Source organism: Bacillus sp. V2I10 (genome assembly GCF_030817055.1).
GTDB lineage: Bacteria > Bacillota > Bacilli > Bacillales > Bacillaceae > Bacillus_P.
Genome location: NZ_JAUSYV010000001.1, coordinates 1,152,158 through 1,178,658, shown reverse-complemented (window position 1 = coordinate 1,178,658; position 26,501 = coordinate 1,152,158). Strand labels below are relative to the sequence as shown.

The following is a 26,501-nucleotide window of genomic DNA, read 5'->3' as shown; positions in this document are numbered from 1 at the left end:
AACGGCCTTTTACCGTTCACAAGCTGCATTATTTTTTATAAGAAGCAATTCAATGGCTATTTTTTCACATTCTTTTAATGGAATAATTTCTTCAAAGGAGAATTCATAAATAGACTGAATTTTTCTGGACAAAGCGGAATGCGCTTCTGAAACATGAACAGCCTGCAAAACATCGAATACTTCTGTTTCGTAAGCTTCCGCACCGTAATGTAACGGATCCCACTTATATAAAATTTCGAGCATCTGCTCATTAGCTTCTTTCATTTCCACTTAATATCACCATCCATTTCATTTGCATAGCTATTTTATCATAGATATTATAAAAGAAAAGCGGAACCGCCCGTTTAGCGCAGGCAGACAGATAAGGATCCGACAGAAAAGGCGCTTTTTGCCTTTACTGGCGGAGCCGTTCTGGCCGAGGAGTTGGGCGGTGGAGCTAGATAATAAGAAAAGCGAAACCGACTGTTTAGACCCGACAGACAAATAAGAATTCACCCAAACTTTTTGGGGGAGTTTGTTCTGGCCGAGGGGCTAGGAGGTGGAGCTAGACACCACGAAAAGCAGAACCGACTGAACAGACCCCGCAAACAGATAATAATTCACCCCAAAAGTCCGATTTTGACTTTTTGGATAAAATTGTTACGACAAGTGTTTAGGAGGCGGAGCCGGTCACCAGAAAGCAGAACAGCCCTTATAGTGCACACAAACAGGAAAGAAGGAGTGTTAAAATGAATCCTTTTGATCAGACAACTGACAGATATAATACTCAATCAGTGAAGTGGGATTATACGGAGGAAATTTTCGGTATTAAAAATGTTCTGCCTATGTGGGTGGCGGATATGGATTTTAAGGCTCCTCAAGAAGTAGTTGCGGCACTTGCAGAGCGGGCATCCCATGGTATTTTCGGCTATACTTCTGCAGGGTTCGGGGCAAAAAAAGCCGTGCAGACGTGGATGAAAAAACGCCACAACTGGGACATTACACAAGAATCGATTGTTTTCAGTTCAGGTGTTGTGACAGCTTTAAGCATGGCCATTCAGTCACTGACAGAGCCTGGTGACAGCGTCCTCATTCAGTCTCCCGTTTACCATCCTTTTTTTGATATGACCGAAAAAAACAATCGCACCATCGTTAATAATCAATTAAGTCTTGTGAAGGGTCGCTATGAAATTGATTTTGCAGATCTTGAAGAAAAGCTTTCAGATCCTGATGTTAAGCTCATGCTGCTTTGCAGCCCCCACAATCCTGGAGGCAGAGTCTGGTCCTTAGATGAATTGAAAAAGATTGGCGAGTTATGTGCCGTCCATCATGTAATCGTGGTATCAGATGAAATTCACTCGGATTTAATGTTATTCGGGCATAAGCACGTGCCTTTTGCCTCCATTTCCAAGGAGCTTGCCAACCTTTCCATCACATGCATGTCACCAAGCAAAACGTTCAATCTTGCAGGTCTGCAATCTTCTGCGATTATCATTCCAAATAAAGATCTTCGGACGAAATATGAGGATTTTCAAAAAAAACAGGGCTTTTATACGCTAAATACATTCGGCATTACAGGTATGGAAGCTGCTTATACTTATGGCGATCCTTGGCTCGAAGAGTTAAAAACATACTTAGAAGGAAACGTAAATATGGTCACTTCCTTTATCGCTGAAAAAATGCCTGCGTTAAAAGTGATTCAGCCAGATTCCACCTACCTCGTTTGGATTGACTGCAGAAGCCTCTCAAAAACAGACGCTGAATTGAAGGAATTACTGCTTGAAAAAGGAAGACTTGCTCTTGAAGAAGGCACAAAATACGGTCCGGGCGGCGAAGGTTTTGTCCGAATGAATATTGGCTGTCCACATTCAGTTGTACTTGAGGGATTAAAACGTCTTGAAAAAGCATTCTCTTAAATTGCAAAAGCCATAACTGAGATTATGGCTTTTTGTATGTTAGAAAATCCTATCTCCTATGATTATCTCCGGAAGCAATACGATAATCTTAGTGCTTGACTGGTTTTTCCTCCTATCCGCTTTTTTTATTGGTTACATTCGTGAAAACGCAATGTTGCGTTATCAGATTATCAAAAACGAAAAGTTCTCCATCATAAGCGAGCTCGCTTCAAGCGTTGCTCATGAAGTCCGCAATCCATTAACGGTAGTGAGGGTTTTTATTCAATTGGCGGGTCAGGAACTGCACGAGAACGAACATAAAAATAAGGACTATTTCGAATTAGTATTATCAGAGCTTGTGGATCGGGCTCTTTACACTAAAGGAAAAAGGAACCGGTCTTGGGTTAACTGTCACCTTTTCCATCATCCATCACCAAAGCGTTACTATACGCTATCAGAGTGCCGTTGGGAAATGAACAACTGTCACTGTTTCTTTGCCAATTCAATCAGATGCTCAAGTAGTTCGAATGTTTCTTTCGCTTATTTAATAAACTGACCATAGAGACGAGAAGTGACCAGATGAATAGAACATGAGGAGGGGTTTTACTGAAGAACCGATTCATGCTGATTTTTCTGCTGACCTTATGTTTATTAACCGCAGCCTTCTTTATCCCGAAGCAAATAGGGAACGGCGCACAAGCTATACCTAATGAAGAAATGCAGCAAGAAGCTGCCCTTGCGATTGACTCGATTCAAACACTTCACTTTAACTCCTTTCAGCGTGCACTTTCCCTGAACGAGGAAGTGCTGAGCATCAAAGAGCAAAAAGGCTCTAATCAGAAATGCTATGAAACGACGGTCCAGTTTTATACCTTTTTCGGACTGCCTCTCTCAAAAGTAAAAGCAGACTGTAATCAAATCGCGGAAATAAAGTAAAAACGGCCTCAAGGGCCGTTTTTTACTTGTTAAGTGATCACTGTTTTTCTTCTGCAGGCTTTACTTCCTTCTTATCAGGACGCTTTCCTTCTTTTTCAGTAATTTCACCGCATGCGATGCGTGTGCCTGAATCACCGGATGGCTGAGTCATTCCATCGTCTTTTAGTTCAGTAATAATGAGCGTTGTACCCTCTTTCATTAATAAAGAGTTTTTTGCATCTTTTTTCAGCGTCACAGTCGGTGCTGCAATTTCCGCCTCAACAAGCCCATTTTCATCCGCAATCAGGTTTTGCAGATCACCTGCATGAGATCCTTCTGGATGCAGCAGACCATGCTGCTTTTCATCTGGATTAAAATGATTGCCTGCACTTTTAAACTCCGGCGCCTCGCACTTTGCATTCTCATGAATATGAAAACCATGCTCTCCAGGAGGAAGACCCTCTAAGACCAATTCCAATTTTACACCTTTTGCCTGTTCGGAGATTTTCACTGTTCCAAGAGAATCTCCGCTTGCATTAAACAATTCTACATCTAATTTTGTCGGTGCCTCTTCCATGCACCCGCTTAGGAATGAAAGGAATATGACAGCCGGAACAATACGTTTTTTCATTGTTTCCTCCAGAAATATGTACTTCTTACCATTTTTTGCATAGTCTGTGTTTTTTATTCTGGAAAATCAAGAAAAGCTTAAAGGACGCCTTGTTCAGAACCGTTCTAAGCGAGGATCTGCAGCTAGACATAGATGCCAGGGACTATTTAAAATCTGATCCTATAAAAAATACCAATCCCGAAATTGGAACCCGGCTTTCATCTTACAATTTATTTTTATGAGCGGCTTTAAGGTTTTTTTCAAATTCCTCTGCTTTCAGTTCTTCTTTTTTCGAGATTTTTTTTATAAACATGAACGCTGCTACAGCGGCCACGAAAAAGATGAACATGGTAATCCCAGCTGGAAGGTACTCAGACTTGTCTTCAGGAAAATAGAGAAACAAACCTATTATGAAAGCGTTTAACAAAACGATCACTCCTTACCTTTATCCACTTAACTATAACAAGTTTCAGCCCCAAGCTCCACAATATTTCTTGAACTGATGTCTATAAACACTCTATTATTAAAATAACTTCAAAAATAAATGGGGATTTGCACCATTTAAAAACAGGGGGCATAAAAATGAGAGAAGAACTTCTTATTGGGGAAATCGTGACAGGCATCTATAAAACCGGAAAATATATCGGAGAAATCACAAATGTACGGCCAGAGCATTATTTGGTAAAAGTAAAGGCCGTTATGAAACATCCGCTTCAGGGAGACCTGCATATGCCAAAGGAAGCAGAGGTTCCTCTCTTTCATGAACGCAGAGCCCTTGCAGAGCATGAGCAAACCAATATTCCAAAGAGCATGGTCCGTAAATATGAAGGAAGCATCCCATCTTACCATGAATCTCTTAGCACAGCTGTAGCCGAACTTGAGAGCGATCTTAAAGAAGATGCAAGGCCATGGGCAAAAATGTCACTTGAGAAAATCCAGCTGTTAAAGGCCGATTACTTTAAATAATCAATAAGCCAAATCACGTGTAAGGTGATTTGGCTCATGTTGCAAATTTGTTCATGACTTTTGAAAAATCAATCCGGTCTCCGATTGTCGTTGGCGTTGGTTTTTGCAAATATCGTTTGTCATTTTCAACAAGATTATAAATATTGTAGGTGGTCAGTGCATCATCTAATGCGCAATGATGCCTGCCTGTTCCTTTTTTCCCATACTCTTCAACAGCTTTCCATAAACCCGTCTGATTTCTGTCTCCAAAAAACTTCTTGTACTCCATTGATAAATCTCTGAATTTGCCGGTGAAAGGGAAATCAGCATTATTCTTCTGGCAATTTTGCCTGAGTACTTTCATGTCCATATTCCCCCACGTCACAACGGTTGTCTTCGGAAAGTCTGCAAACTCCTTCAAGATCGTGATCAATTCCTGAAAGGAAATACCTGAGTTAACCTGTGCCTGAGAAATGTGCAGAAATGATTTGCAGCGATTTGATAAAAAGGGAAACTGAACTGGCCTTACATAAGAGGAAAATTGTTTATGTGCGGTTTGATTGATGATGGAGACGATTCCTACTTCGATTATTTCAGGATAAAATCCGCGAGGATTGGCTTTTCCTTCTGGCATGGTGAATTCAAAATCAATAAAAATTAATTGATGGTGATCAGCCATACGAACCCTCCTTTCAACTTATTTTATTATACAAAAAAGAAATTTCCTTTTTATTACTATTATATCACCAAAAAGTAAAATATAGCTTTATTTTTCTAAAAATAATGAATATTGCTCAGAAATTATTTCTAAAAACGAAAGGATTGATTTATAATATTAAGGGACCCGAAATAAAGTGAAACTTCACTCAGTGGAGTTTTTGGCTTTCCACTGAGTGTTAGTTGAACCAATCGGGCCTTTACGGGCAGTTGTCCTTTGATCACTTCAAAGGTATGGGTATATCTTTTATCTCGGACTTACTGCCCGTTAATCTGCGGTAAAATCCGTGCTTTTATCTAAAGAAGGTGTTTTTATTTCTATTCAAAAACGAAATTTCCTAATCATGTGGACGGCTAACTTTTTTGTTGCAGCAAGTGCGACAATGATTATGCCCTTTTTGTCTTTATACTTAAGCACATTTGGCGATTTTTCAGATGACTATGTGCGCAAATGGGCTGGCTATGTATTTGGCATCTCTTTTTTGATGGCTTTTCTTGTTTCTCCTCTATGGGGAAGATTTGGAGATAAGTATGGCTATAAGAAGATTTTGCTGATTACAGGCTCCGGCATTGCAACAAGCATTCTTTTAATGGGTTTTGTAAAATCTGTTCATGAGTTATTTTTGCTGCGGCTTGTGATGGGTGCTGTTACTGGATTTATCCCGACTTCTCTCGCTTTAATTTCAGCACAGACTAAAAAGGAGGTTGCAGGACGCACACTCGGAACCCTTCAGATGGGGACGGTATCAGGAGGCTTATTCGGACCGCTTATTGGAGGTCTTCTCGCTGACCAGTTTGGTTTTACGTACACGTTTTTCATTACCTCAGGCGTTATTTACATATCTGTCCTTCTTGTTGCTTTTGGGATTAAAGAAGCACCGCTGGGAATAAAAGAGAAAAAAAAGAAATCGTACACAAGAAAACAAGTCTTGCAGCATATTTTTAAATCTCCTCTCCTCTTAACCATTATGTTCTTAACCCTCCTTGTCCAAATTGGCAATTTCAGCATACAGCCGCTGCTCGCTCTTTATGTGAGCGAACTTCACGGTCCGGTCAATCTGGCATTTTTCTCAGGACTCGCTTTTTCCGCCACTGGCGCCGGCAATTTAATCGCTTCAAGGAGATGGGGTTCTCTTGGTGATCGGATTGGACATGAAAAAGTGCTGATTGGATTATTGGTCGCCTCTGTCTTCTGTTTTATTCCGCAGGCGCTTGTACAGAATTTATGGCAGCTGATGATTTTCCGTTTTCTGTTTGGCATGGCAATTGGCGGCATCATTCCCTGCATTACGGCATTTATTCGCCAGACAGCACCTGTATCTATGCAGGGTGAGGTCCTTGGCTATAATGTCAGCTTTAAGTTTCTCGGCAATGTCGTCGGACCTGTTCTTGGCGGAATCATTGCAGGCAGCTTTGGAATCTCTGCTGTTTTTTATGTAACAGCCGGATTGTTTCTGTGCAGTGCGATTCTATTATGGAAAAGCCTGCGCAGTGAACAAAAAGCCCTGGCAAAAGTGAGCTGAAAACGTGCTATCCAAACTGGAGCGCGTTTTTTCCTCTGCGCCCTTGCAGGAAATATCTTCTATCTTATTTCAGCAGATGGTACTATAAGGTGTACACTATTAACCTATAAAGCGAGTGACAGCATTGCGTTCAATAATCGGCTGGATATGCCTGTTTATCATGGCCCCCGTTCTTATTTATTTATTTTTGATCTCTGGGGATGAAGTAAAAAATGTAAAAGCTGTATCAACGGTTTTAGATGAAAAGATTCCTTTAAAAGAAATTCCTCTGACACAAAATAGTTTTATCGTTGATCAAAACGGGACCCTCGTCTCTGAGGTCGTCACAAATCAAGAAAACCGGAGCTTCGTCCCTTTTGATAAGATTCCCGAAGCTGTTAAAACCATTTTCATCGTTTCAGAGGATCAGAAATTCTATGAACATATGGGATTTGATCCTGCCGGGATGGCGAGAGCGGTAATGATTAATGCCAAAAACCAATCCATCGAACAAGGCGGAAGCACGATTACCCAGCAGCTTGCCCGCAATGTCTTTTTATCACACGAGAAAACCTATAATCGGAAGCTGAGTGAGCTCCTGTATTCCTATCACATAGAGAGAACCTTTTCAAAAGAAGAAATTCTCGAGGGTTATTTAAACGCCGTCTATTTTCATAACGGGGTATACGGGGTTCAAATGGCAAGCAATTATTATTTCAGCAAGCCAATCGACAAGCTGACGCTTTCTCAAATTGCTTTTATCAGTGCAATTCCGAATAATCCGACCTTATATGATCCGATCAAGCATTTTGAAAATACAAAGAAAAGACAGCAGCTGCTGCTTAATAATCTATTAGACGATGAATATATTACTCAAGAACAATACGACTCTGCTTCAGCAGAAAAGATCAGATTAAATCTGCATCATCGGACAGACCGCTACCCTGACTACGTCACCTATGTACATGATGAACTAAAACGCCTTATTGCTGAAAATGAAGGCTACACTAAAAGAGAAGCAGATGCGGACGGGGATGAAAAAGCCATCCTTGAGGAAGAGCTTAAAAACAGAGTGCATGAAGTAGTGAAAAAAGGCGTGATCATTCATACGGCTCTTGATCCGGCCCGGCAGGCTAACGTTGCTGATGCTTTTAAAAATCATCTAAGTGATTCTTCTGTTCAAGGAGCGAGCGTGGTAATTGATCATCATGCTCATCAAATAAAAGCCTTATATGGCGGCCATGATTATCAAAAATTCGATTTCAACCGCGCTTACCAGGCATATCGCCAGCCAGGGTCAGCCATAAAACCATTGCTCGATTATGTTCCGTATATAGATGTGAAAAATGCTTCCGCATCGTCCCTTATAAGCGCAAGACCTTTTTGTAAGAAAGACTATTGCCCCCAAAATTATGATGAGAAAACTTACGGAAATGTGACACTTGAAACGGCTTTTAAAAAATCATACAACACACCTGCAGTCAGAATGCTTGATGAAGTTGGCATTGAAAAAGGATATTCTTATTTAAAGCCGTTCGGTTTCCGTTCGGTAACGGATGCCGATTACGTGCTTCCTTCAGCAATCGGCGGCTTCACACATGGATTTTCACCTTTAGAACTTACGCAAGCCTATTCGGCTTTTGCAAATGATGGTGTCTTCCATAAAAGCCATGCCATTATCAAAATAACGGATTTACAAGGGAACGCTTTATACAAATGGCAGGAAAAACCGGTAAAAGTGTGGAAAAGCACAACTAATAATGAAATGAGAAAGCTCTTATCGGCTGTTACAGCAAGCGGTACAGGAACAAAAGCCAATCATTCCGCTCCCTATACAGGCGGCAAAACAGGTACGACTAATGACTATAAAGATCTTTGGTTTGTCGGTTTAACCGATCGCTATGCTGCCGGCGTGTGGATTGGCAAAGACAAATCAGTCAGCATAGCGAATTTAGCCAACTCCGCCCCTCAGCAGCTTATATGGAGGGATATCACAAAAAATCGGTAGTTTTAGATTGTTTATTCGTGGAAAAGTAACGATATAGCTTGTAATTGAGGGTGAAATGATGTCAAAGGGAAAAATTTTATTATTTGATGGTGTGTGCAATTTCTGTGATGGAACCGTGCAATTTGTGTTAAAGCACGATAAAAAGGCTGTTTTTAAGTTTGCCTCCCTTCAGTCTGATGCGGGACAGCGAATTCTTGCTCATCACAGCCTTCCTCTTTCAGATTTTGACAGCTTCGTTTATATGGATGGTGACAGGGTTTACCTCAAATCTACCGCTGCTCTGCACGTATTAAAGGAGCTTGGCGGTTTATTCCGGCTAACCTTTCTATTTATAGTCATCCCAAGGCCTATCAGGGATTATATTTATAGCCTTCTTGCCATGAACAGATACAAATGGTTTGGAAAGAAGGAATCGTGTACACTCCCTTCTCCTGAAGCAAGAGAAAGATTTTTATAGGAAAAGCCCCTCGCAATAGCCGAGGGGCTTCTTCTATACGGGCAAACTCGCCATCACGCTGTTGTACAATCTCATGCAAATATAAAGGATGCCGAACAAAAAGATAGACCAGAACAGCACATGAAACAAAACAAGTCCAATTAACGAGAACGATGTTAAGAAAAAGCTGAACTGATAAACAACAAATATGAAATAACACAGCGTGGCCAGCAGAAAGACAGCGAAAATTCCGATTCCATATTGAATGAGCAGCAGAGAAAGAGCAGCTGCAATTAAATAGAACGCTGATCCAAGCCTGATTTTCTTCAGGCTTTCGCCGTTCACATCCTTTGAAAAAAACAGCAGAGAAAGCTCTGTTACTGTATCTGCAATAAGCTTTAAAGCGGAAAAAATCATAAAATAAATAAGGGCAAAAACAATAAACAAGGCTAATTTGATTCCATTCTCCGAAAAGAATTCAAGCATTCCCCCGTAAACACCAAGCCTCTTAAGCACCTTTAAAACCATCATGACAGTAGATATTGAAAAAGATGTGCTGAACAGCAGAATGGAAATCAGGGGGAAGTAACTTGTAAAATATGTATTTTTCATTCCATGAAATCTCCTAATCTGACATAATACTCATTCATTATGACCGAGTGCTATCAGGGTTACAAGAATTATTTTCCACATACAAAACAGAACGTCATATGATTGACGTTCTGTTTTACTTATTCACATTCACAATCCGAATGTATTCTCTCGGCTTAAATTTCTCAAGCATCCTTTTATCCTTATTTGACAAGTAGAACGGTTCTTCAGTTTCAGTCATTTCGGCTTTGCTCCCATTATTGAAATCCGGATCAATGTAAGAGCGTTTTGTTTTTTCATTTGCAGCCCATGCACTGCTGAACATGGCTGTGAAAATAATAGATGCAGTGATGATCTTCTTTTTATTCATGTGGATCACCTCATTACCAGCATGCTCATTCATATAAACAAATATACAGGCCTTAAACCGTTACTTTTTGGCTAATTTTTGTTTCTTTCTACTTATTTAATAGAACCAATAAAGGAGGTCAATAATACATGTGTAAGGAATGCATGAACGAAATTTTTAAGTTATAATTAATTTTGAAATCAATTTAGGGTCTTATGACCGTGAAATTTCATCATAAGGAGGATCAAAAATGTCGTTATTGCATGCGGCTATCATCTCACCATTTCTACTGGCCATTCTGATACCTTTCCTTTATAAATATTTCAGAAGCATACATACTGGTTGGTTTGTCCTTATTTTGCCTATTGTATTGTTCGTTTATTTTCTTGGATTTATCGGGGATACCGTTCAATCAACTGTAAATTGGATTCCATCGCTTGGCATCAACTTTACAGCCTATGTGGACGGGCTTGGTCTGCTTTTTGCTTTGCTGATTACAGGTATCGGATCACTCGTCGTCCTGTATTCCATTTATTATCTCTCAAAAGAAAAAGAAAAATTAAATCATTTTTATGTTTATCTGCTTATGTTTATGGGGGCTATGCTTGGTGTTGTTCTTTCAGATAATGTCATTGTGCTCTACACTTTCTGGGAATTTACCAGTCTTTCATCGTTCTTATTAATCGGTTATTGGTACCACAGAGAAAAATCAAGATACGGTGCATTAAAGTCGATGTTGATTACGGTATTTGGCGGACTTTCGATGCTTGGGGGTTTTGTCCTGCTCTATTTGATGACAGGAACGTTCAGCATCCGTGAAATGATTGAAGCTGTTCCTGGCATTATGAACAATCAGCTGTTTATTCCGGCTCTTGTTCTTGTCCTGCTAGGAGCGTTTACCAAATCTGCTCAATTTCCATTTTACATCTGGCTTCCAGATGCGATGGAGGCACCAACGCCTGTCAGCGCGTATCTTCACTCAGCGACGATGGTTAAAGCAGGAATTTATCTTGTTGCAAGGTTCAGCCCTGTATTTGCGATGACGGCTGAATGGTTTTGGCTTGTCAGCATTTTCGGACTCGTTACGCTGTTCTGGGGCTCATTAAATGCTGTAAAGCAAACCGATTTAAAAGCGATTCTCGCTTTCTCAACTGTGAGTCAGCTTGGATTAATCATGTCTTTGCTCGGAGTCGGCGCAGCCGCTCTACATTACGATTCACTTGATGATAATTTTTATACGGTAGCTACTGTTGCAGCTATTTTTCATTTAATTAATCATGCGACATTTAAAGGAAGTCTTTTCATGGTAGCTGGTATTGTTGACCATGAAACCGGCACACGTGATATCCGCAAGCTCGGGGGTTTGATGAGCTTTATGCCGATTACGTTCACAATCGCTGTTATTGGGGCTTTCTCAATGGCCGGTCTGCCGCCATTTAACGGATTTTTAAGTAAAGAAATGTTCTTTACCGGAATGCTCAATGTAACAAAAATGGATATTTTTAACATGGAAACATGGGGCTTATTATTTCCTGTTCTCGCGTGGATTGCGAGTATCTTTACGTTCTTATACAGCATGGTGCTTGTATTTAAAACTTTTACAGGTCCTGTTCAATTGGAGAAGCTCGAGCGCAAACCGCATGAAGCACCTCTCGGCATGCTGATTTCTCCTATCATTCTCGGTTCACTTGTTGTGATTTTCGGATTTTTCCCGAATCTGCTGTCTTATACACTAATCGAGCCTGCAGTAGAATCGATCATGCCGTCGCTGCTTCCTGCAGGCAAAAAATTCGAAGTCCATATCACCTTCTGGCATGGTTTCACTCCTGAATTAATGATGACTATCGGAGTGATCGCAATAGGTGCAATCGGATACTTGACACTTGGAAAATGGAGAAAAGTATATGATCTGTTCCCGAAAAAACTTGCGCTCAATAAATTCTATGATGCTTCTCTAAGCGGCATGGAACGTCATTCAAACACGTTTACGCGCTTTTACATGACAGGGTTCATCAGAGATTATCTTGCCTATATTTTTGTTTTCCTGATTGTGATAACAGGCGGAACGCTGGCCATCAAAGGAGGATTTTCATTCAATTTGAATGGTACTGCGAAGATTGGCATTTATGAGGCTGTTCTTGCTTTTGCCATGGTGCTTGGAACGTTCACGATTTTATTATCAAAATCCAGATTGACCGCTATTATTGCACTCGGATCAGTCGGCTACAGTTTAGCCCTGTTCTTTGTCCTGTTTCGCGCACCAGACCTTGCTCTTACCCAGCTTGTAATTGAAACGGTATCGGTGGCGCTGTTTTTACTCTGCTTCTACTTCCTGCCTTCTTTTAAGAAAAGAGAAAAGAAGCTCAGCTTCCGATTGGTCAATTTCCTCATTTCATTTGGAGTAGGCCTTGTTGTCACATTAGTCGCCATTTCGGCAAACAGCAATCGTGCCAGCGAAACAATTTCATCTTTCTTTATTGAAAACAGCTATACAGAAGCCGGCGGAAAAAATATGGTCAACGTCATACTGGTAGATTTCCGCGGTTTTGATACTTTGTTTGAGATTACTGTTCTTGGCATTGCTGCACTTGGTATTTACGCCATGGTCAAACTTCGGATGGCAAAGGGGGAGGAAGGATGAAAAAAACACATATCAAAACAAACGATGTGATTCTGCAGACGGTTACTAAAGTTGTGTTCTTTATTATCATCATTTTCTCGATTTATCTCTTTTTCGCCGGGCACTACACACCTGGCGGCGGATTTATTGGAGGATTAATGACTTCCTCCGCGATCGTGCTGCTTCTGCTTGCTTATGATGTAAAAACAGTGATCAATATTCTGCCTGTCAATTACATTAATCTTGCTGCAGCAGGACTGCTGATTGCTGTATTAACGGGTGTCGGCTCTTTCTTTTTCGGCGTTCCGTTTTTATCCCATACGTTCGGTCATGTTGATCTGCCGATTCTCGGAGATACGGAGCTTGCTACAGCAGTCTTGTTTGATCTTGGTGTTTATCTGGTTGTTATCGGTGTAACACTGACCATTATTCAGACGATTGGAGAGACGGAATAATGGAGATTTTAATGGCAATCGTTGCTGGTTTATTGTTTATGGCTGCAACTTATTTAATGCTTTCAAAAAGCTTGCTTCGCATTATTATCGGTACAGGCTTGCTCAGTCATGGCGCCCATCTTCTAATCCTTACAATGGGAGGCCTGAAAAAAGGCGCAGCGCCTTTACTTGGCGAAGAAGCTTCATCATATGTCGATCCTCTGCCGCAGGCTTTGATTTTAACGGCAATTGTTATCAGCTTTGGTGTTACATCCTTCTTGCTTGTTTTAGCTTACAGAGCGTATCAGGAACTCGGAAGTGATGATATGGATCAGTTAAGGGGAAATGATCATAATGAATAATATCGTGATGCTGCCTCTCATTGTTCCATTATTGGCAGGTATTCTTTTAATCTTTTTCAATAAATATATAACCATCCAAAAGTGGATGAGCGTTATTGCATCTTTAATAGCAGTTATCATTTCTTTTCTGCTCGTTTTGGATGTCAGAGAAAATGGTATTCTCACAGTGGAAATCGGAAGCTGGGCACCTCCATACGGGATTGTATTCGTTGCAGATATGTTTTCCAGTCTGCTCGTTTTAACAACAAGCATCATCGGAATGACTTCTATACTGTTTGCCTTCCGTTCAATCGGGGCTGAAAGAGAGCGTTTTTACTTTTATCCGGCTGTTCAGTTCCTGCTGACTGGTGTAACAGGCGCTTTTTTAACTGGCGATATCTTTAACCTGTTTGTCTTTTTTGAAGTGATGCTTATGAGCTCGTATGTACTGATTGTCCTTGGCGGAACAAAACCGCAGCTGAGGGAATCTATTAAATATATCATAGTGAATATTTTTTCCTCAGCTTTATTCGTCATCACTGTTGCTTACTTATATGCAGTAACCGGCACACTGAATATGGCAGATTTGAGTCAGATAATCAGTGAAAACGGACAAACAGGGATATTGACTGTTATTGCGATTTTATTTTTAGTCGTTTTCGGCATGAAAGGTGCAATCTTTCCGCTTTACTTCTGGATGCCGGGATCTTATCAGGCGCCTCCAGCTGTGGTAACAGCTTTATTTGGAGCTTTGTTAACAAAGGTCGGCGTATATTCCATTACCCGGGTATATACACTCATTTTCATTCATGACACGGGCTATACGCATCAGATTTTAGCATGGCTCTCTGTTCTGACCGTTCTGTTCGGAGTGATTGGAGCAGTTGCATATTGGGATATAGAAAAGATTGTGATTTATAATATCATTGTCGCAGTAGGCGTCATTTTGTTTGGAGTTGCAGTCTTTAATTCACCTGGGATTGAAGGGGCCATTTACTACTTGATCCACGATATGATCATCAAAGGCGCCCTCTTTATGCTTACAGGTGCCATGATTGTGATTACAGGCACAAGTGATTTACGGAAAATGGGCGGACTGCTGAAAAATCATCCTCTCCTGGCGTGGATGTTCTTTATCGCCGCCATTGCCCTTGCTGGAATTCCTCCATTAAGCGGTTTTGTCGGCAAGCTTAAAATTGTCCAGGGCGGCTTTGAAGCCGGAGAATATGTCTTTGCTTTATTTGTACTGATATCAAGCTTGCTTGTTCTCTACTCCATTATGAAAATTTTCATCAATGGATTCTGGGGTGAAGTCAAGCTTGCGAAAGAACAGGAGAAAGGCTCGACAAAAGGTCTTCTCTTTCCAATCGCTGTCCTGATTGCTCTATCGATTGCTTTTGGGGTTGGAACGGAAGCAGCTGCACCGTATATCACTCAAGCTGCTGAAACGCTGCTTGATCCATCAATCTATATTCAAGCCGTGCTGAAGGAGTAGATGTTATGGCCTTTCAAATTTTACTTAATTTCTCTATTGCATTTACATGGATGTTCTTAAAGAACGAATACTCCGTTCAGGACTTTTTTAACGGCTACTTTTTTGGACTGCTGATGATTTTTGCGCTTCGCCGTTTTTTCAATCATCGGTTCTATCTATGGAATATTGTCGCCGTTTTAAAGCTCCTTTATATTTTCAACCGTGAGCTGATTATGTCTAATCTTGCGGTATTAAAAATCGTGCTTGCACCTAAAATCACAGCCCGGCCCGGGATTTTCAAGCTTGAAACTGAGCTGAAAAAAGATTGGGAAATTACCATTCTGGCGAATTTAATTACCTTGACGCCCGGGACTCTTGTCGTTGATGTCTCAGGCGATAACCGCTTTCTGTATATTCATGCGATGGACTTAGAAGACGCAGAAGAAGCAAGAAAAGATATTAAAAACACGTTTGAGAAAGCCATTCAGGAGGTGAGCCGCTAATGCTCGACCTGATATTAAAAATCTCACTTCTCATCATAGCTATTTCAACTGTTTTATACTTGTACAGGCTGATCAAAGGGCCATCGATTCCTGACCGTGTTATTGCACTTGATGCCATTGGAATTAACCTGATTTGCATTACGGCCCTCATTTCAGTTATGCTCCGAACCAATGCTTTCCTTGAGGTCATTCTGCTGCTTGGAATCCTGACATTCATTGGAACAGTTGCCTTTGCAAAGTTCCTTGAGAAGGGAGAGATAATCGAAAATGATCGTAATCGCTAATATCATTATCGGGTATTTCATTCTTCAGGGGGCACTGCTTAGTCTGATAGCAGCCTTTGGGGTTGTCCGCCTGCCTGATGCCTATACGCGCAATCATGCCGCTTCCAAGAGCGCAACGCTTGGCGTCATCAGCATCCTGCTTGGTGTATTCTTCTATTTTTGGCTGATTGAAGGCCATTTAAATGCACGAATTATACTGGGTATTGTGTTTGTCTTTATGACAGCACCGGTTGCCGGGCACCTTATTATGAGGGCTGCCTATAACACGAAAGTGCCGCTTTGGGAAGAAAGTGTTCAGGATGATTTAGAATCAGATCGGAAAAAAGAAAGTGTAAAAGGATGAGAACTGTCTCATCCTTTTTTTAAAGGAGCAGAAGCATAATGAGCTACGCTATTGATCTAAGAGATGTATTTTCACAGCACGCAGATCAGGAAAAAGCCATGGCGATGGAGAAGTATATGCGCGGTCAATTTCGCTTTTTTGGAATAAAATCACCTGAAAGAAAAGAAATAACAAAGCAATTTCTTAAACAGCACGGGCGGCCTGATCACTTAAAAACCACGATTTTGAAGCTTTGGACGTTTGAAGAAAGAGAACTATTATATGCTGCCATCGATATTCTTCTCCTTGAAAAAAAGAAGCTTGGGCCGCTGGACATAGAATGGATGAAACACCTGATCATTACAAACCCCTGGTGGGATACGGTGGATCTAATTGCATCAAACATAATCGGTAACCTCGTTATAAAGAATCCCGAATTGCGGGAAACACACCTTGATCAATGGGCTGACTCGGACAATTTCTGGCTTCAAAGAACGGCCATCCTGCATCAATTAAAATATAAGCAAAAAACAGATGAAGCCTGGCTTTACAATGTCATTTTAAAGCACTCAGCATCAACCGAATTTTTCATTCAAAAGGCTATTGGCTGGTCATTGCGGGAATACTCGAAAACAAATCCTGATTCCGTAAGAACATTTATTGCAGGGAATGAATTGCCTTCTTTAAGCAGGCGTGAAGGAACTAAGTATCTGTGACCATTACATCTATTTTTTTTAGAAAAAATAGAATAAAAGTGTATTTTGGTTACTCATAGAGTGCGGTTGATACCCTAAACAGGTATTATTCTTGGTTTTAGGGAATCGCAGAGTGCAGTTGATACCCTAAACAGGCATACTTCTTGGTTTTGGGGAATCATAGAGTGCGGTTGATACCCTAAATAGGGCTACTTCTTGGTTTTGGGGATTATAGAGTACGGTTGATACCCCATATTTATACATAAGATGTAATTAAAACAACAAAAACGGCAGTGAATTCTGTGTCATTTACTGCCCGTTTTCTTCTGCATTTTGCTGTTATTTTCATCAAACCGGGAAGAAGCATAATTAAATGCTCTGTTTTTTCACGTACTCTTCTTTTAAGATCGAGCATACCGCTGCATCACAAAATACCCCTTTTTCATATGCAGCCTGTCTTAAGACACCTTCATATATAAATCCTGCTTTTTCGAGGCACAGCTTTGAAGCCGTATTGTCCGGATCATAATAAGCTTCAATGCGATTTAAGCCCATTTGGGCAAAACCAAACTCCAAAATGGGTGATAAAACCTCGCTCATTATCCTTTTTCTCCAATGAGAGCGATTCAATTCAAAGCCTATTTCTGCTTTAAAATGCTCTTTTGCCCAGCTGTGGTAGCCGCAGCTGCCTATAATTTTATGGGTTTCTCTATCAGCAATTCCCCATCTGTACCCTTCATTTTTATCGAACCTTTCAGCCCAGCGGTTAATCACATGAACAGCCTGATCTATTTCAGTAAAGCTTTCAAGATCGTAGTACCTTGTGACTTCATCGTCTGAAAAATAAGCAAACACCTCATTAGCATCGCTCTCATTCATTTTCCTTAAAACAAAACGTTCTGTATAGAGGACCGGAAAATTTGTTTTCATTGTTATTTTCCCCTTTTTCTCATAGAAAACAAGCCCTGATAAACATCAGAGCATGCAGTCGATCTGAATTATTTTTTCTGTAAAATTGCCATCGTGCATCTGGAAATGCAGATCAGGCTTTCTCTTTCATCGACAATTTTAATCTCCCAAACCATTGTTGTTTTGCCGCGGTGCATAGGGATGGCGTGAGCAGTAACGGTGCCGTCCTGCTTTCCTCTTATGTGATTTGCATTAATCTCAAGTCCAACGCACATCTCTGTTTCCTGGTTGATTAAATGATAGGCACCTATGCTTGCAACTGTTTCTGCAAGCGCCACAGAAGCCCCGCCATGCAAAATGCCAAAAGGCTGTCTCGTACGCTCATCCACAGGCATTGTAGCGACGACACCGTCATTTGTGATGCTTTTCACCTCAATACCAAGTGAGTTCAGCAGCGTATTTTCAACATTGTATTCCATTATATTTCCTCCTCTATTGCGGGCTTAGTTTCTTCACCAGCATCTGATCATCATCTTTGCGCGGATTTCCTCTGCCATCGCGATTATTCGTTACTGTATACAAATTGTCATCTTCAATCATAACATCGCGCATCCTGCCCCATCCTTCCAGGTAAGTCGCCACCTCTCCTGTATGGACTTCAAATCGTTTAACTGCATTTCCGGATAATGTCGCCACATACAAGATTCCTTCCTTATAGGCAAGGCCAGAAGGCGCCCAAGTCTCTTCCCCGGTTTGATAGAGCGGTGTTTCCATGCCTTCCTGCTGCTCGTCCCCTTCTATTACTGGCCAGCCATAATTTTTCCCCGGCTGAATCCAGTTAATTTCATCGTGAGCAGACTGGCCGTGCTCTGTGCTGAACAGTGAATTTTTCTCGTCCCATGCAAGCCCTTGAGGATTACGGTGCCCATAAGAGTATACATAGGAATTTGGAAACGGATTGTCATCCGGCACCGATCCGTCAAGTTCAAGTCTTAGGATTTTTCCTGCCAGAGAATTTTTATCTTGTGCAAGCTCAGGACCCATAGCATCGCCTGCTGTTGCATAAAGCTTGCCGTCAGGGCCAATTTTGAGTCGCCCTCCGTTATGGAAACGCGCACCTGGAATATCTTCTAGTACAGTCTTTACTTCCTCCCAATGGTCTGCCTTTTCCTTTAGAACAACGATTCGGTTTTTTACTTTGTTCTCATCTTTATATGTATGGTAGGCAAAGGCTTGCTTGCTCTCTCCAAAATTAGGGAAAAGCTCAAAGCCAAGAAATCCGCCCTCACCTTCTAGATGCAGCTTCTTTTTCAATTTCACCTTTTGAGTCACCTTTTCATCAGACACCTGGTTCCATTTCACAATTTGCCCTTTTCGTTCATTCAGATAAAAAACATCATCACTCTTTGCAATGGACCATGTAACATCCATATCCTTTAGAATGCTTTCTGTATCCTGCCGCTCAGACTGGCCGCTCACTTCTTTGTCTTCCTGCTCTTCATTCTGAACAGACTGACATCCCGCAATGACCAAACTGCTGAAAATAATAACCCATAACCTCTTCAGGAAAATCACCTCTTATTCCCATTTCCTTTAAGTTTAACGAATATTAAGAAATGATTCACGAATTTATACGTCCATTTTTATTTTCGAAGGGCGTATACAGCAAAGAAAAAGTAAACGACCAATAATATAAGAGCAGGTAATACCGTGATCACGTCCATCATAACCTCCCGGTAAGAAAGCGTTTTCCAACACTTGAATCTGTAATTAGATTCCATCTTAGCTCAGGTTTATGATGGCGATATTGAGAGAAAGTTTAAATTTTGTAAACTTATGCTTACTGATACGTAAACAAAACCGTCAGTTCTGCAACAATTTCAATTTTCCTTGCAAAAACAGGGGTCTGTCCTGAAGATTGTGCACCTAGACTTAATTCTTTAGACAATGGGAAAAATCCTCTAGGTTCTTCGGTTATTTTTACAGGTTTGCGCTGCAGATTGAGCTGATAGGAACGGGCAATTGCCGCTGCCTTATCCAAAGCTTGTTTTGCAGCAAGGTTCAGTGCCTCATTAATCCACCTTTCTTGGTTGGAAAGTGAGAATTGTACAGAATCTGCCCGGTTGGCTCCATTAGAAAAGGCTGTATCATAAATCAAACCAATTTCATCTAAATTTTGAGTTGTGATGGATATAGTATTGGTCACTTCATATCCTTTTAAGATTGGATCCGTACCCGTACTATAATCGTATTGAGGAAAAACGGTGTAGGAAATGGTTTCAATTTGCTGTTCTCCTATTCCAATTGACTGCAAGGCTCGAATAAGCTGATTGACGCGTCTTTTATTTTCCTGCTGAGCTGCAGTTACATCCTTGTTCACAGTAACTACTGCAAGCTGAAGAACAGCCGTGTCTGGTTTTGCTTCCACTCTTCCCGTCCCGCGAACAGATATCATGTTTTTTGATTTTGGTTCTCTCACGCTTGTTCTGTAAGCCGCTTCAAAAGGCTGCCCATACATCGGAAACATAAGCCTCACTCCTCTCAGAATCTAACACTCTTTTCCATCTATATGCCTGAGCAATAAAAAAAAGTGCGCAAGAATGGCTCTTGCACACTAATCAATAATTCCTTCTGATTTTGAAATTAACACAGCTTCTGTTCTTGAACCGACATTTAATTTATTAAAAATAGAGGTTAAACTATATTCAATTGACCGCTTGCTTAAATGAAGCTTATCGGCAATCTCCTGGTTCGTCAGCCCTCTTTCAACCTCTTGCAGTATAGCTTTCTCACGATCATTCAATGCTTCTGTATCATTTGAGGCGGATCTGCTTTTCATTTTTTGCTGAAGAATGAGAGATTTTAAGTAGGAATACGGCACGACAATGTCACCTGAGAGAACATGCCGAATGGAAGAAAGAATCTTTTCCTTTGTCTCTGTTTTGCTGATCGCCCCGTGAATCCCAAGGCGAATAGCCTCTTCAAAATAATCTTCTACATCGTAGCCTGTATATAGAATAATCTTGCAATCCTCGGAATGCTTGATAATTTCTGTGGAAAGCTCCATTCCATTAATATCTCCTAGATTCATATCCATCAGGACAACATCGTATTCATGAAAGCTGATATGCTTAATAACATCAATTGAATAGGGGGGATTTAAGCAGGATACTCTCACATCAGACTCTGTTTCTAATATCGCTTTTGTTCCCTCACGTACTGCTGGATGATCATCTACAACTAAAATATGTATCATGTAATCAACCTCTCTGCTCCCGAGCATTTACTCTCTATTTTATAAAAAAGACCTGGCAAATGCCAAGCCTGAACTATTCTATCAGATTTCTACAACTACTTTAAAGCCATTTCCCTTTGAAGTTTCAATATGAAGGGAGCCGTTTAATGCTTTTACCCTCTCCGTTATACCAGAAAGACCCATGCTTTGATTATTGGAATACAGTTCACTTTGATCAAAACCGATGCCGTCATCCTCATAATGAAGAACAATTTTATCCTTTATGCAAACAAGCATAATCAGAACATTGAGTGCATTGGAGTGCTTATCGGCATTTGTTAAAAGCTCCTGAACGATCCGGTACAAATTCAGCTGTGTATCAATATCAATCGCTTTAGTGAAGTTTCCTGTATTTAATCTCACATCAAAGGCTGCGGACTCATTATATTGAGCTGCAAGCTTCTGCAAGGCTTTTACTAGCCCAAGATCATATAAAAGCTGCGGACGAAGCTCCTGGCACGTTTCCCGCGTAGTCTTGATGATATTGGTCATTGAGCTGTTCATTTCCTTCAGCTGATCCCTGAAAACAGTCGGAGCCATTTCAAGCTCAGCTAGCGCAAGCTCGCCTTGCCGCTTTAAAGAAATTAAATCCTGCAAAACAGAATCATGCAAATCCTTTGCCAGGTTAGAACGCTGTTTTTCCTCTATTGAAAATAATACTTTCGTAAGCCATGCCGGATTGCTGCCTTCGCTCTCAATCTTTTGTAAATGATTCATCAGCTCTTCTATCTTAAGGAAGTTCTCAAGGGATATATTCGTATAGAAAGAAAGTGTTTTTAACCAGGAAATTTCATCGCGATTCAGCTTTGGAGTATTAAGCATAGACAAACAAACCATGACATAACTTCTGTCATCTGTCTCGCCTACATTAATCACAAAACCACGATCCACTTCGATAATCTTTCCGATCTCTTGGGTTGCCTTCTTAATCTCTTTTTCATATGAAAGATAATCTGTATCCTTCATATTAATCTCGACAGATATGATGTTCCCGCTCTTATCCACTTCCACATAATTCGCTCTGCTGACAAGCAATACATCTGTAATCACCTGTTTCAGCTCATTTATTACATGATGAAGCTTGCTTGCCTTTCGAATGCTTTGCGTATATTTAAAAATACTGTCCTGGTAATTGTATTTTTCGGAAAAACGTTTGAAGCGAAAACGGAAGTCAAGAATTTCCTTAAAGTAAAAGACTACAAGCATTGTGATGTAGATGAAGATTGATAGTTTAATTGGATAGAACGTCGGGCTATTCTCTTTAATAATTAACATAATACTTACACATACAACCGTAGGTAAAACTGCTAGTAAAGCGTAGTATCTGACACGTCCTAAAATAAATTCTATATCATAAATTTTAGTAGCGAGAAATTGGTAAACCAAAGAAAAAGGAATTAATAATAAAAATGCTGCCAATATATTAGGCGGGAAAATATGTCTATTTAAAAAGACATACGGCAAAATGTAAAGGAAAACAAAAGGTGAGAATGCAACAATATTTGTTATTATTAAAATTTTAACCAGGTAGCCTTGTGCTGAGTATCTAACTTTTTTTAATCCTATAAATTTAACAATGAAGGTTAAAGCAAATAAAATTACAAATGAAGCTAAATTTAAGTTTTTTACAAAAATATAGAAAAAACTATAAGAAAGATTTACAGTTTCTGTACAAAGTTCTGCAACTATATTAATAGCTACAATTAAGAAAGACACATATAAAAACTTTTCAGAGAAAAGCTTTTTACCCAATTCTTTAAAGTAGTAATATAGAAAAGACATATAGGTAACAGGCACTGATAAAAAGAAGCTTAGATTCATGTACCTACTTAAAACATCGCCTCTCGAAGAACCTGTTCCGCTGAAATGAGCTAATGTAATCATTAATAGAAAAATATTTAGTAGAAACGCTGACTGCAATTTTAACTTTTTATTTGTTTTATAAATAAAATAACTGCAAAATAAACAAAGGACATATAAAATAATAGGAACAACAACTAAAAAAAGACTCTGGTGACTTATTATTGAATCTTTAACAACGTAACTAATATCGTTTCCATCTCTTTCAATTGTTACATTTTCTAACTGCTCAAGCATTCCATAGCGAACTGCAGGGTAGTGTTCATGAGCATGCTCATGGTTAATCCTGGTTACAGTATCTCCTATTTTCAAACCAACTTTTGAAGCCCAAGTGTTAGGCTCAATAAGCGTTATTTCGAGCTTATCTGCATCATTGAATCTAACACTGGCACCTACGTAAGGGTATTTAATACCTATTGATAAAAAATACACAACTAAAATAAAACTTAAAAATAGTGTAATAAAATATAATTTGTTAAAGTTTAAATATTTCATTCTAAACCTTCTTAATTTAAGCTAAACTCTAATACCAATACAAGTTAGTAGTTCTATCTGTACTCAACAGTCCTTCTACTAATCCTAACACTTCATCCACACTTTTCACACCCAGTAAACTTGCTTCACCGTTAGCTACTTTTTCAATTATTTCCGGGTTTTCTACTAAAAAGTTTACGATTTCCTGCATGACTTAATCTCTCCTTTTATTTTTCAGCTGAAATTATGATCAAATGAGACTTTAGAAGCTCAATTTGATTTTGAGGCAAGGGTAATTCTGCAATCAGGGTTGAAGCTTTTTGAATCGCGATTTGCTTCATCACATTCAGGTAATGCACAACCCCAGATTGGAACAATTTCGATTTAAATGCATCAATACTCCCGTAGTGTTCAATAAATGTTTCACTGCTGAAGATAAAATCGGCAAGCTCCTTTGAATGCTCGTTAAACCCTCTTTTTAAAAAGAGGAGCGACAGTGATTTTTTCTGTGCAGATAGATCATTTTTATGTTCATGAAATAGATCACGGTAATCGTTCTCAATTTGAGCAGCAAGTCCTATTTGATAGGAGTAATGTTCAACGCATGTAAATTCTTCTCCTGCGGCAAGCATGGCGCCTGTGACTGATGCCAAAGCAATCAGTGAACCTGATTTTTTTTCAATCATAGAGATGCACTCTTCTTCAGTTGAGATGTCATTTAGAAGATCTGTGTGCTGACCCTCCATTGCCTGCAGGGCAAACCGCTGGAACGTGCTGATGATCTTCCATTTATGTACGCTTGATAATTCATGAAGCATTTGCAGACTGATTGTATACATAGCAGTGGCAGCATTCAGTGAGAGAGATGGGTTTATTTTCATCCATGGCTCTTCATAGTTATCTAGGTCTTCAAGATCATCTAAGATGTCGAATGATAGCGCAAGCAGCTCAACTGCAGCTGACAGATGAATGATTTCCTTTTCTTCTCCGCCAAAAGCTGTGTAATGCAAATGTGTCAATTGACCGAAAGGAAAGGTTTTTTTCGTTTCTGAGAACGACAGGATAAGCTGCAATAACTCTTTGTTCGTTATATATGAAGAAACTACATCTTTCAGACTGCAAATCATATCTTCATAGTCCAAATGTAATCTAATTGCAATCACCCCTTCGAAATTATATTACAATATTCGCGACCAATATAGTAGATATAAAACAATGTTTTTACATAAATATAAAATATTTAACATATTTTTGAAAAAACAGACATAAAAAAAGACTTGGCTCGAAAGGCCAAGTCTTATGACACGTTTATAAAAGAGTATTTATCATACTTATCAATGCTTTTATTAATTGATCTCAGTGACTGTTTCGTTTCCTGAATTTCTTTCTCAAGACGTTTCAATAATTGAGTTATTTCTTCAATGTTGTGCTTTTTCATCGTTTCCACACTCCTCTGTAAAAGATCAAATTATGCATGGTGAACGAAACACTTGTTTTGATCTTCCCTACTTTAAATCTTATAGGATGCAGAAAGTATTTTCACCGAAAATAATGCGAAATAATCAATGCGTGATACCGCAAACGGCACAATAGTCCATTGTATCTGTTTTTATATGGACAGAATATAATACCATCTTCATAATTTTACACAGAAAAAAAGCCCCAGAACAGGGACTTCTCACTTTGCAGCAATAATTGTGTTCAAATAAATGGACTGTGCTTCTTCCATCGCAATTTTCGTCAGTTCATCTCTCTTTTCAATCGGTCCGCTAAACTCTAAGGTGTAATCCAGAATTCCCTGTTCTGACAGTAAACACTCCATTTTAACCTTACATTCGCCATCTGCAACCGAAAATACCGCAACCGTTTTATCATCCAGCACATATATGGATGGCCGCACGCGCATAGAGAGCTGAACCTCCCCCGAAAAAAGTAGTTTAACAATTATCCAAATTCGACATAAGCAGCAGTATTCCTGCATCTTTTTCCTTTTATAAAAAAAAGCACGGACAAGAAACCTAACATATATATAAGGAGCAAGTTCACTCGGAGGTGAATTACTTTGCGGGTGCAAAGGCAACAATGGTTACGGCCGTTTTATTTCAACCCTTATTATCCAGCTCATTACCCTTGTGATCAATATATGAGGAGACCTCTGCCAGAAGTTGATTCAAGTCAATTTGTTCATTCCGCTTCACAAATGGATGGACTACTAACTGATGCTAAAAAATTGACTGCTTACCTCTCAACTTCAAAAGAACAGGCAAAAAAGATTCTGGCTGCCGCTCAGGCGTCCAACAGCGTCTTGGTAAAAAAACTTTTGCGCGCTTCCGGCATTACAAATGAGTTAGAAACTGAGTTTAATCCTGACGGTGTCAGACTCATCCTTTCTTATAAAAATCCTGACTTGAATTGCTGCCGGTTAATAGTGGTGCTGAGATGGTGAAAAAAAGGATGACGAGTATCGTCATCCTCCAGTTTTAAATCTTTTCACTAGCTCCTGAAGCTGTTTAGTAGCCTCACTTAAATTTTCAGCTGAATCTGCAACTGTTGAAAGAGCTCTGAGCTGTTCATCTGTTGAAGCATTCACCTCTTCTGCAGCTGCCGCAGATTGTTCTGTAATGGCCGAAATATTTACTATTGATTCTATAACCTGTTCTTTTTGCAGTGTCATTTCTTTAATATCTTCAGTGATAGTCGAAATGGATTGTGAAAGCTCACTCATCATCACTGCAATGGTCTGAAAGGCCTCACCCGAATTTTGAACTGCTATATGCTGTTCATCATTCATTTCCTTTGTGCGAACCATTGCATCAACTGCTTTAATGGATTCTTGCTGAATGCCGAAAATCGTTTCCGTAATCCTGCCAGTTGCTCTGGCTGACTGCTCTGCGAGTTTTCTTACCTCAGCAGCGACTACGGCAAATCCTTTCCCGCTCTCTCCTGCCCTTGCAGCTTCAATGCTTGCATTTAGAGCCAGCAAATTGGTTTGATCCGAAATGGCCGAAATGGCTGTCACCACTTCTTCAATTTGTTTAATCTTACCAGCAAGATCAGATAATACACCTTCCACTGAAGCAAGCTCTTTATTCGATTCTGTTGATTTAATTTGAAGAACGTTTAATTTTTCCAGCCCATCATAGCTTGCATGCTCCGACTTAGTAGACAAGGTCTGAATATGTGAAATGGAGTCATTTACTTTAGTAATCTTCAAAGATAGGTTAGTTGTGCGTTCATTCATATTTTCAACATCAGAAGTTTGTTCAGATGCTCCTCTTGCAACATCTTCCATTGCACCTGCAACTTGCTCACTGGCTGCCATCGTTTCTTCAGAAACCGCACT

At 39.9% G+C, this 26,501-nt stretch carries 33 protein-coding genes; 16 read left to right on the top strand and 17 right to left on the bottom strand.

Going from position 1 to position 26,501, the window contains the following annotated elements; genetic code table 11:
* Positions 1-9 precede the first annotated feature (9 nt).
* Positions 10-264, bottom strand: a complete 255-nt coding sequence (locus tag QFZ72_RS05995) for a DUF1871 family protein (protein WP_307439611.1) — start codon at positions 262-264, stop codon at positions 10-12.
* A 464-nt stretch (positions 265-728) separates the two neighbouring features.
* On the opposite strand from QFZ72_RS05995, the gene QFZ72_RS05990 reads away from it, so the two are divergent.
* The 3 genes from QFZ72_RS05990 (at position 729) to QFZ72_RS05980 (ending at position 2,810) form a co-directional block, all read left to right on the top strand.
* A complete protein-coding gene (locus QFZ72_RS05990) occupies positions 729-1,895 on the top strand; it encodes a MalY/PatB family protein (protein ID WP_307430717.1) in 1,167 nt (388 codons plus the stop codon).
* 58 nt (positions 1,896-1,953) lie between these two features.
* Positions 1,954-2,430, top strand: coding sequence for a histidine kinase dimerization/phospho-acceptor domain-containing protein (locus QFZ72_RS29410; protein ID WP_373464431.1), 477 nt, complete (start codon positions 1,954-1,956; stop codon positions 2,428-2,430).
* Positions 2,431-2,495: 65 nt separating this feature from the next.
* The gene (locus QFZ72_RS05980; protein WP_307430713.1) at positions 2,496-2,810 is read left to right on the top strand and encodes a hypothetical protein; all 315 of its coding nucleotides are present in this window, start codon (positions 2,496-2,498) and stop codon (positions 2,808-2,810) included.
* A 37-nt stretch (positions 2,811-2,847) separates the two neighbouring features.
* On the opposite strand, the gene QFZ72_RS05975 is transcribed toward QFZ72_RS05980, so the two are convergent.
* Both QFZ72_RS05975 and QFZ72_RS05970 read right to left on the bottom strand, forming a co-directional pair.
* Entirely contained in the window at positions 2,848-3,420 is a 573-nt protein-coding gene (locus tag QFZ72_RS05975; protein WP_307430711.1) for a superoxide dismutase family protein, read from the bottom strand.
* 202 nt (positions 3,421-3,622) lie between these two features.
* Positions 3,623-3,835: a hypothetical protein gene (locus tag QFZ72_RS05970; protein ID WP_307430708.1), complete on the bottom strand. Its 213-nt coding sequence runs from the start codon at positions 3,833-3,835 to the stop codon at positions 3,623-3,625.
* A gap of 146 nt (positions 3,836-3,981) precedes the next feature.
* On the opposite strand from QFZ72_RS05970, the gene kapB reads away from it, so the two are divergent.
* Positions 3,982-4,365, top strand: a complete 384-nt coding sequence (gene kapB, locus QFZ72_RS05965) for a kinase-associated lipoprotein KapB (protein ID WP_307430705.1) — start codon at positions 3,982-3,984, stop codon at positions 4,363-4,365.
* Positions 4,366-4,399: 34 nt separating this feature from the next.
* On the opposite strand, the gene kapD is transcribed toward kapB, so the two are convergent.
* Positions 4,400-5,023 carry a 3'-5' exonuclease KapD gene (kapD, locus tag QFZ72_RS05960; protein ID WP_307430703.1) on the bottom strand — a complete coding sequence of 208 codons (624 nt, stop codon included), beginning with the start codon at positions 5,021-5,023 and terminating at the stop codon, positions 4,400-4,402.
* 382 nt (positions 5,024-5,405) lie between these two features.
* Between kapD and QFZ72_RS05955 the strand changes: the two genes are divergently transcribed.
* From QFZ72_RS05955 to QFZ72_RS05945, 3 genes are all read left to right on the top strand, one after another.
* Positions 5,406-6,584, top strand: a complete 1,179-nt coding sequence (locus QFZ72_RS05955; RefSeq protein ID WP_307439609.1) for an MFS transporter — start codon at positions 5,406-5,408, stop codon at positions 6,582-6,584.
* 115 nt (positions 6,585-6,699) lie between these two features.
* Positions 6,700-8,571: a transglycosylase domain-containing protein gene (locus QFZ72_RS05950; RefSeq protein ID WP_307430700.1), complete on the top strand. Its 1,872-nt coding sequence runs from the start codon at positions 6,700-6,702 to the stop codon at positions 8,569-8,571.
* 58 nt (positions 8,572-8,629) lie between these two features.
* On the top strand, positions 8,630-9,028 hold the full coding sequence (locus QFZ72_RS05945) for a thiol-disulfide oxidoreductase DCC family protein (RefSeq protein ID WP_307430697.1): 399 nt from the start codon (positions 8,630-8,632) through the stop codon (positions 9,026-9,028).
* Positions 9,029-9,061: 33 nt separating this feature from the next.
* Here the strand turns inward: QFZ72_RS05945 and QFZ72_RS05940 are convergent, their stop codons facing one another.
* Positions 9,062-9,619 (bottom strand): DUF5366 family protein, encoded by a 558-nt coding sequence (locus QFZ72_RS05940; protein WP_307430694.1) that lies wholly within the window; start codon positions 9,617-9,619, stop codon positions 9,062-9,064.
* A gap of 115 nt (positions 9,620-9,734) precedes the next feature.
* Entirely contained in the window at positions 9,735-9,968 is a 234-nt protein-coding gene (locus tag QFZ72_RS05935; protein ID WP_307430691.1) for a hypothetical protein, read from the bottom strand.
* Between the two features lie 229 nt (positions 9,969-10,197).
* Between QFZ72_RS05935 and QFZ72_RS05930 the strand changes: the two genes are divergently transcribed.
* From QFZ72_RS05930 to QFZ72_RS05895, 8 genes are read left to right on the top strand one after another with little or no spacing between them, the layout of a single operon-like run.
* Entirely contained in the window at positions 10,198-12,588 is a 2,391-nt protein-coding gene (locus tag QFZ72_RS05930; RefSeq protein ID WP_307430688.1) for a Na+/H+ antiporter subunit A, read from the top strand.
* Positions 12,585-13,022, top strand: coding sequence for a Na(+)/H(+) antiporter subunit B (locus tag QFZ72_RS05925; RefSeq protein ID WP_307430685.1), 438 nt, complete (start codon positions 12,585-12,587; stop codon positions 13,020-13,022). Before QFZ72_RS05930 ends, QFZ72_RS05925 begins: the two co-directional genes overlap by 4 nt.
* The gene (locus tag QFZ72_RS05920) at positions 13,022-13,363 is read left to right on the top strand and encodes a Na(+)/H(+) antiporter subunit C (protein WP_307430682.1); all 342 of its coding nucleotides are present in this window, start codon (positions 13,022-13,024) and stop codon (positions 13,361-13,363) included. The genes QFZ72_RS05925 and QFZ72_RS05920 overlap by 1 nt, the downstream gene beginning before the upstream one ends.
* Complete coding sequence (locus QFZ72_RS05915; RefSeq protein WP_307430679.1) at positions 13,356-14,837, top strand: Na+/H+ antiporter subunit D; 1,482 nt, start codon at positions 13,356-13,358, stop codon at positions 14,835-14,837. The genes QFZ72_RS05920 and QFZ72_RS05915 overlap by 8 nt, the downstream gene beginning before the upstream one ends.
* Before the next feature lie 5 nt (positions 14,838-14,842).
* Positions 14,843-15,319, top strand: a complete 477-nt coding sequence (locus QFZ72_RS05910; RefSeq protein ID WP_307430676.1) for a Na+/H+ antiporter subunit E — start codon at positions 14,843-14,845, stop codon at positions 15,317-15,319.
* Entirely contained in the window at positions 15,319-15,603 is a 285-nt protein-coding gene (locus QFZ72_RS05905; protein ID WP_307430673.1) for a Na(+)/H(+) antiporter subunit F1, read from the top strand. The genes QFZ72_RS05910 and QFZ72_RS05905 overlap by 1 nt, the downstream gene beginning before the upstream one ends.
* Positions 15,587-15,946, top strand: coding sequence for a monovalent cation/H(+) antiporter subunit G (mnhG, locus tag QFZ72_RS05900; RefSeq protein ID WP_307430671.1), 360 nt, complete (start codon positions 15,587-15,589; stop codon positions 15,944-15,946). Before QFZ72_RS05905 ends, mnhG begins: the two co-directional genes overlap by 17 nt.
* Before the next feature lie 38 nt (positions 15,947-15,984).
* Entirely contained in the window at positions 15,985-16,641 is a 657-nt protein-coding gene (locus QFZ72_RS05895) for a DNA alkylation repair protein (RefSeq protein ID WP_307430668.1), read from the top strand.
* Positions 16,642-16,989: 348 nt separating this feature from the next.
* On the opposite strand, the gene QFZ72_RS05890 is transcribed toward QFZ72_RS05895, so the two are convergent.
* The 10 genes from QFZ72_RS05890 to QFZ72_RS05845 all read right to left on the bottom strand — a co-directional run bounded on the left by QFZ72_RS05890 (position 16,990) and on the right by QFZ72_RS05845 (position 25,064).
* Entirely contained in the window at positions 16,990-17,550 is a 561-nt protein-coding gene (locus QFZ72_RS05890) for a GNAT family N-acetyltransferase (RefSeq protein ID WP_307430665.1), read from the bottom strand.
* Between the two features lie 68 nt (positions 17,551-17,618).
* On the bottom strand, positions 17,619-18,008 hold the full coding sequence (locus QFZ72_RS05885; RefSeq protein WP_252202204.1) for a hotdog fold thioesterase: 390 nt from the start codon (positions 18,006-18,008) through the stop codon (positions 17,619-17,621).
* A 13-nt stretch (positions 18,009-18,021) separates the two neighbouring features.
* Positions 18,022-19,104 carry a PQQ-dependent sugar dehydrogenase gene (locus QFZ72_RS05880; protein WP_307430661.1) on the bottom strand — a complete coding sequence of 361 codons (1,083 nt, stop codon included), beginning with the start codon at positions 19,102-19,104 and terminating at the stop codon, positions 18,022-18,024.
* Positions 19,105-19,369: 265 nt separating this feature from the next.
* Entirely contained in the window at positions 19,370-20,056 is a 687-nt protein-coding gene (locus QFZ72_RS05875) for an SIMPL domain-containing protein (protein WP_307430659.1), read from the bottom strand.
* A gap of 87 nt (positions 20,057-20,143) precedes the next feature.
* Entirely contained in the window at positions 20,144-20,785 is a 642-nt protein-coding gene (locus QFZ72_RS05870; protein ID WP_307430656.1) for a response regulator transcription factor, read from the bottom strand.
* A gap of 81 nt (positions 20,786-20,866) precedes the next feature.
* Positions 20,867-23,179, bottom strand: a complete 2,313-nt coding sequence (locus QFZ72_RS05865; RefSeq protein WP_307430654.1) for a sensor histidine kinase — start codon at positions 23,177-23,179, stop codon at positions 20,867-20,869.
* A 28-nt stretch (positions 23,180-23,207) separates the two neighbouring features.
* Entirely contained in the window at positions 23,208-23,369 is a 162-nt protein-coding gene (gene comX / locus QFZ72_RS05860) for a competence pheromone ComX (protein ID WP_307430650.1), read from the bottom strand.
* A 16-nt stretch (positions 23,370-23,385) separates the two neighbouring features.
* Positions 23,386-24,321 (bottom strand): polyprenyl synthetase family protein, encoded by a 936-nt coding sequence (locus QFZ72_RS05855; RefSeq protein ID WP_307430647.1) that lies wholly within the window; start codon positions 24,319-24,321, stop codon positions 23,386-23,388.
* 134 nt (positions 24,322-24,455) lie between these two features.
* Positions 24,456-24,596: a degradation enzyme regulation protein DegQ gene (gene degQ, locus QFZ72_RS05850; RefSeq protein ID WP_101567816.1), complete on the bottom strand. Its 141-nt coding sequence runs from the start codon at positions 24,594-24,596 to the stop codon at positions 24,456-24,458.
* A 240-nt stretch (positions 24,597-24,836) separates the two neighbouring features.
* Entirely contained in the window at positions 24,837-25,064 is a 228-nt protein-coding gene (locus QFZ72_RS05845; protein WP_252202211.1) for a hypothetical protein, read from the bottom strand.
* A 237-nt stretch (positions 25,065-25,301) separates the two neighbouring features.
* Between QFZ72_RS05845 and QFZ72_RS05840 the strand changes: the two genes are divergently transcribed.
* Positions 25,302-25,604 (top strand): YuzC family spore coat inner layer protein, encoded by a 303-nt coding sequence (locus QFZ72_RS05840; protein ID WP_307430638.1) that lies wholly within the window; start codon positions 25,302-25,304, stop codon positions 25,602-25,604.
* Between the two features lie 21 nt (positions 25,605-25,625).
* Here QFZ72_RS05840 and QFZ72_RS29405 read toward each other — a convergent pair whose 3' ends face one another.
* Positions 25,626-26,450 carry a methyl-accepting chemotaxis protein gene (locus QFZ72_RS29405; RefSeq protein ID WP_373464663.1) on the bottom strand — a complete coding sequence of 275 codons (825 nt, stop codon included), beginning with the start codon at positions 26,448-26,450 and terminating at the stop codon, positions 25,626-25,628.
* Between the last annotated feature and the right edge of the window lie 51 nt (positions 26,451-26,501).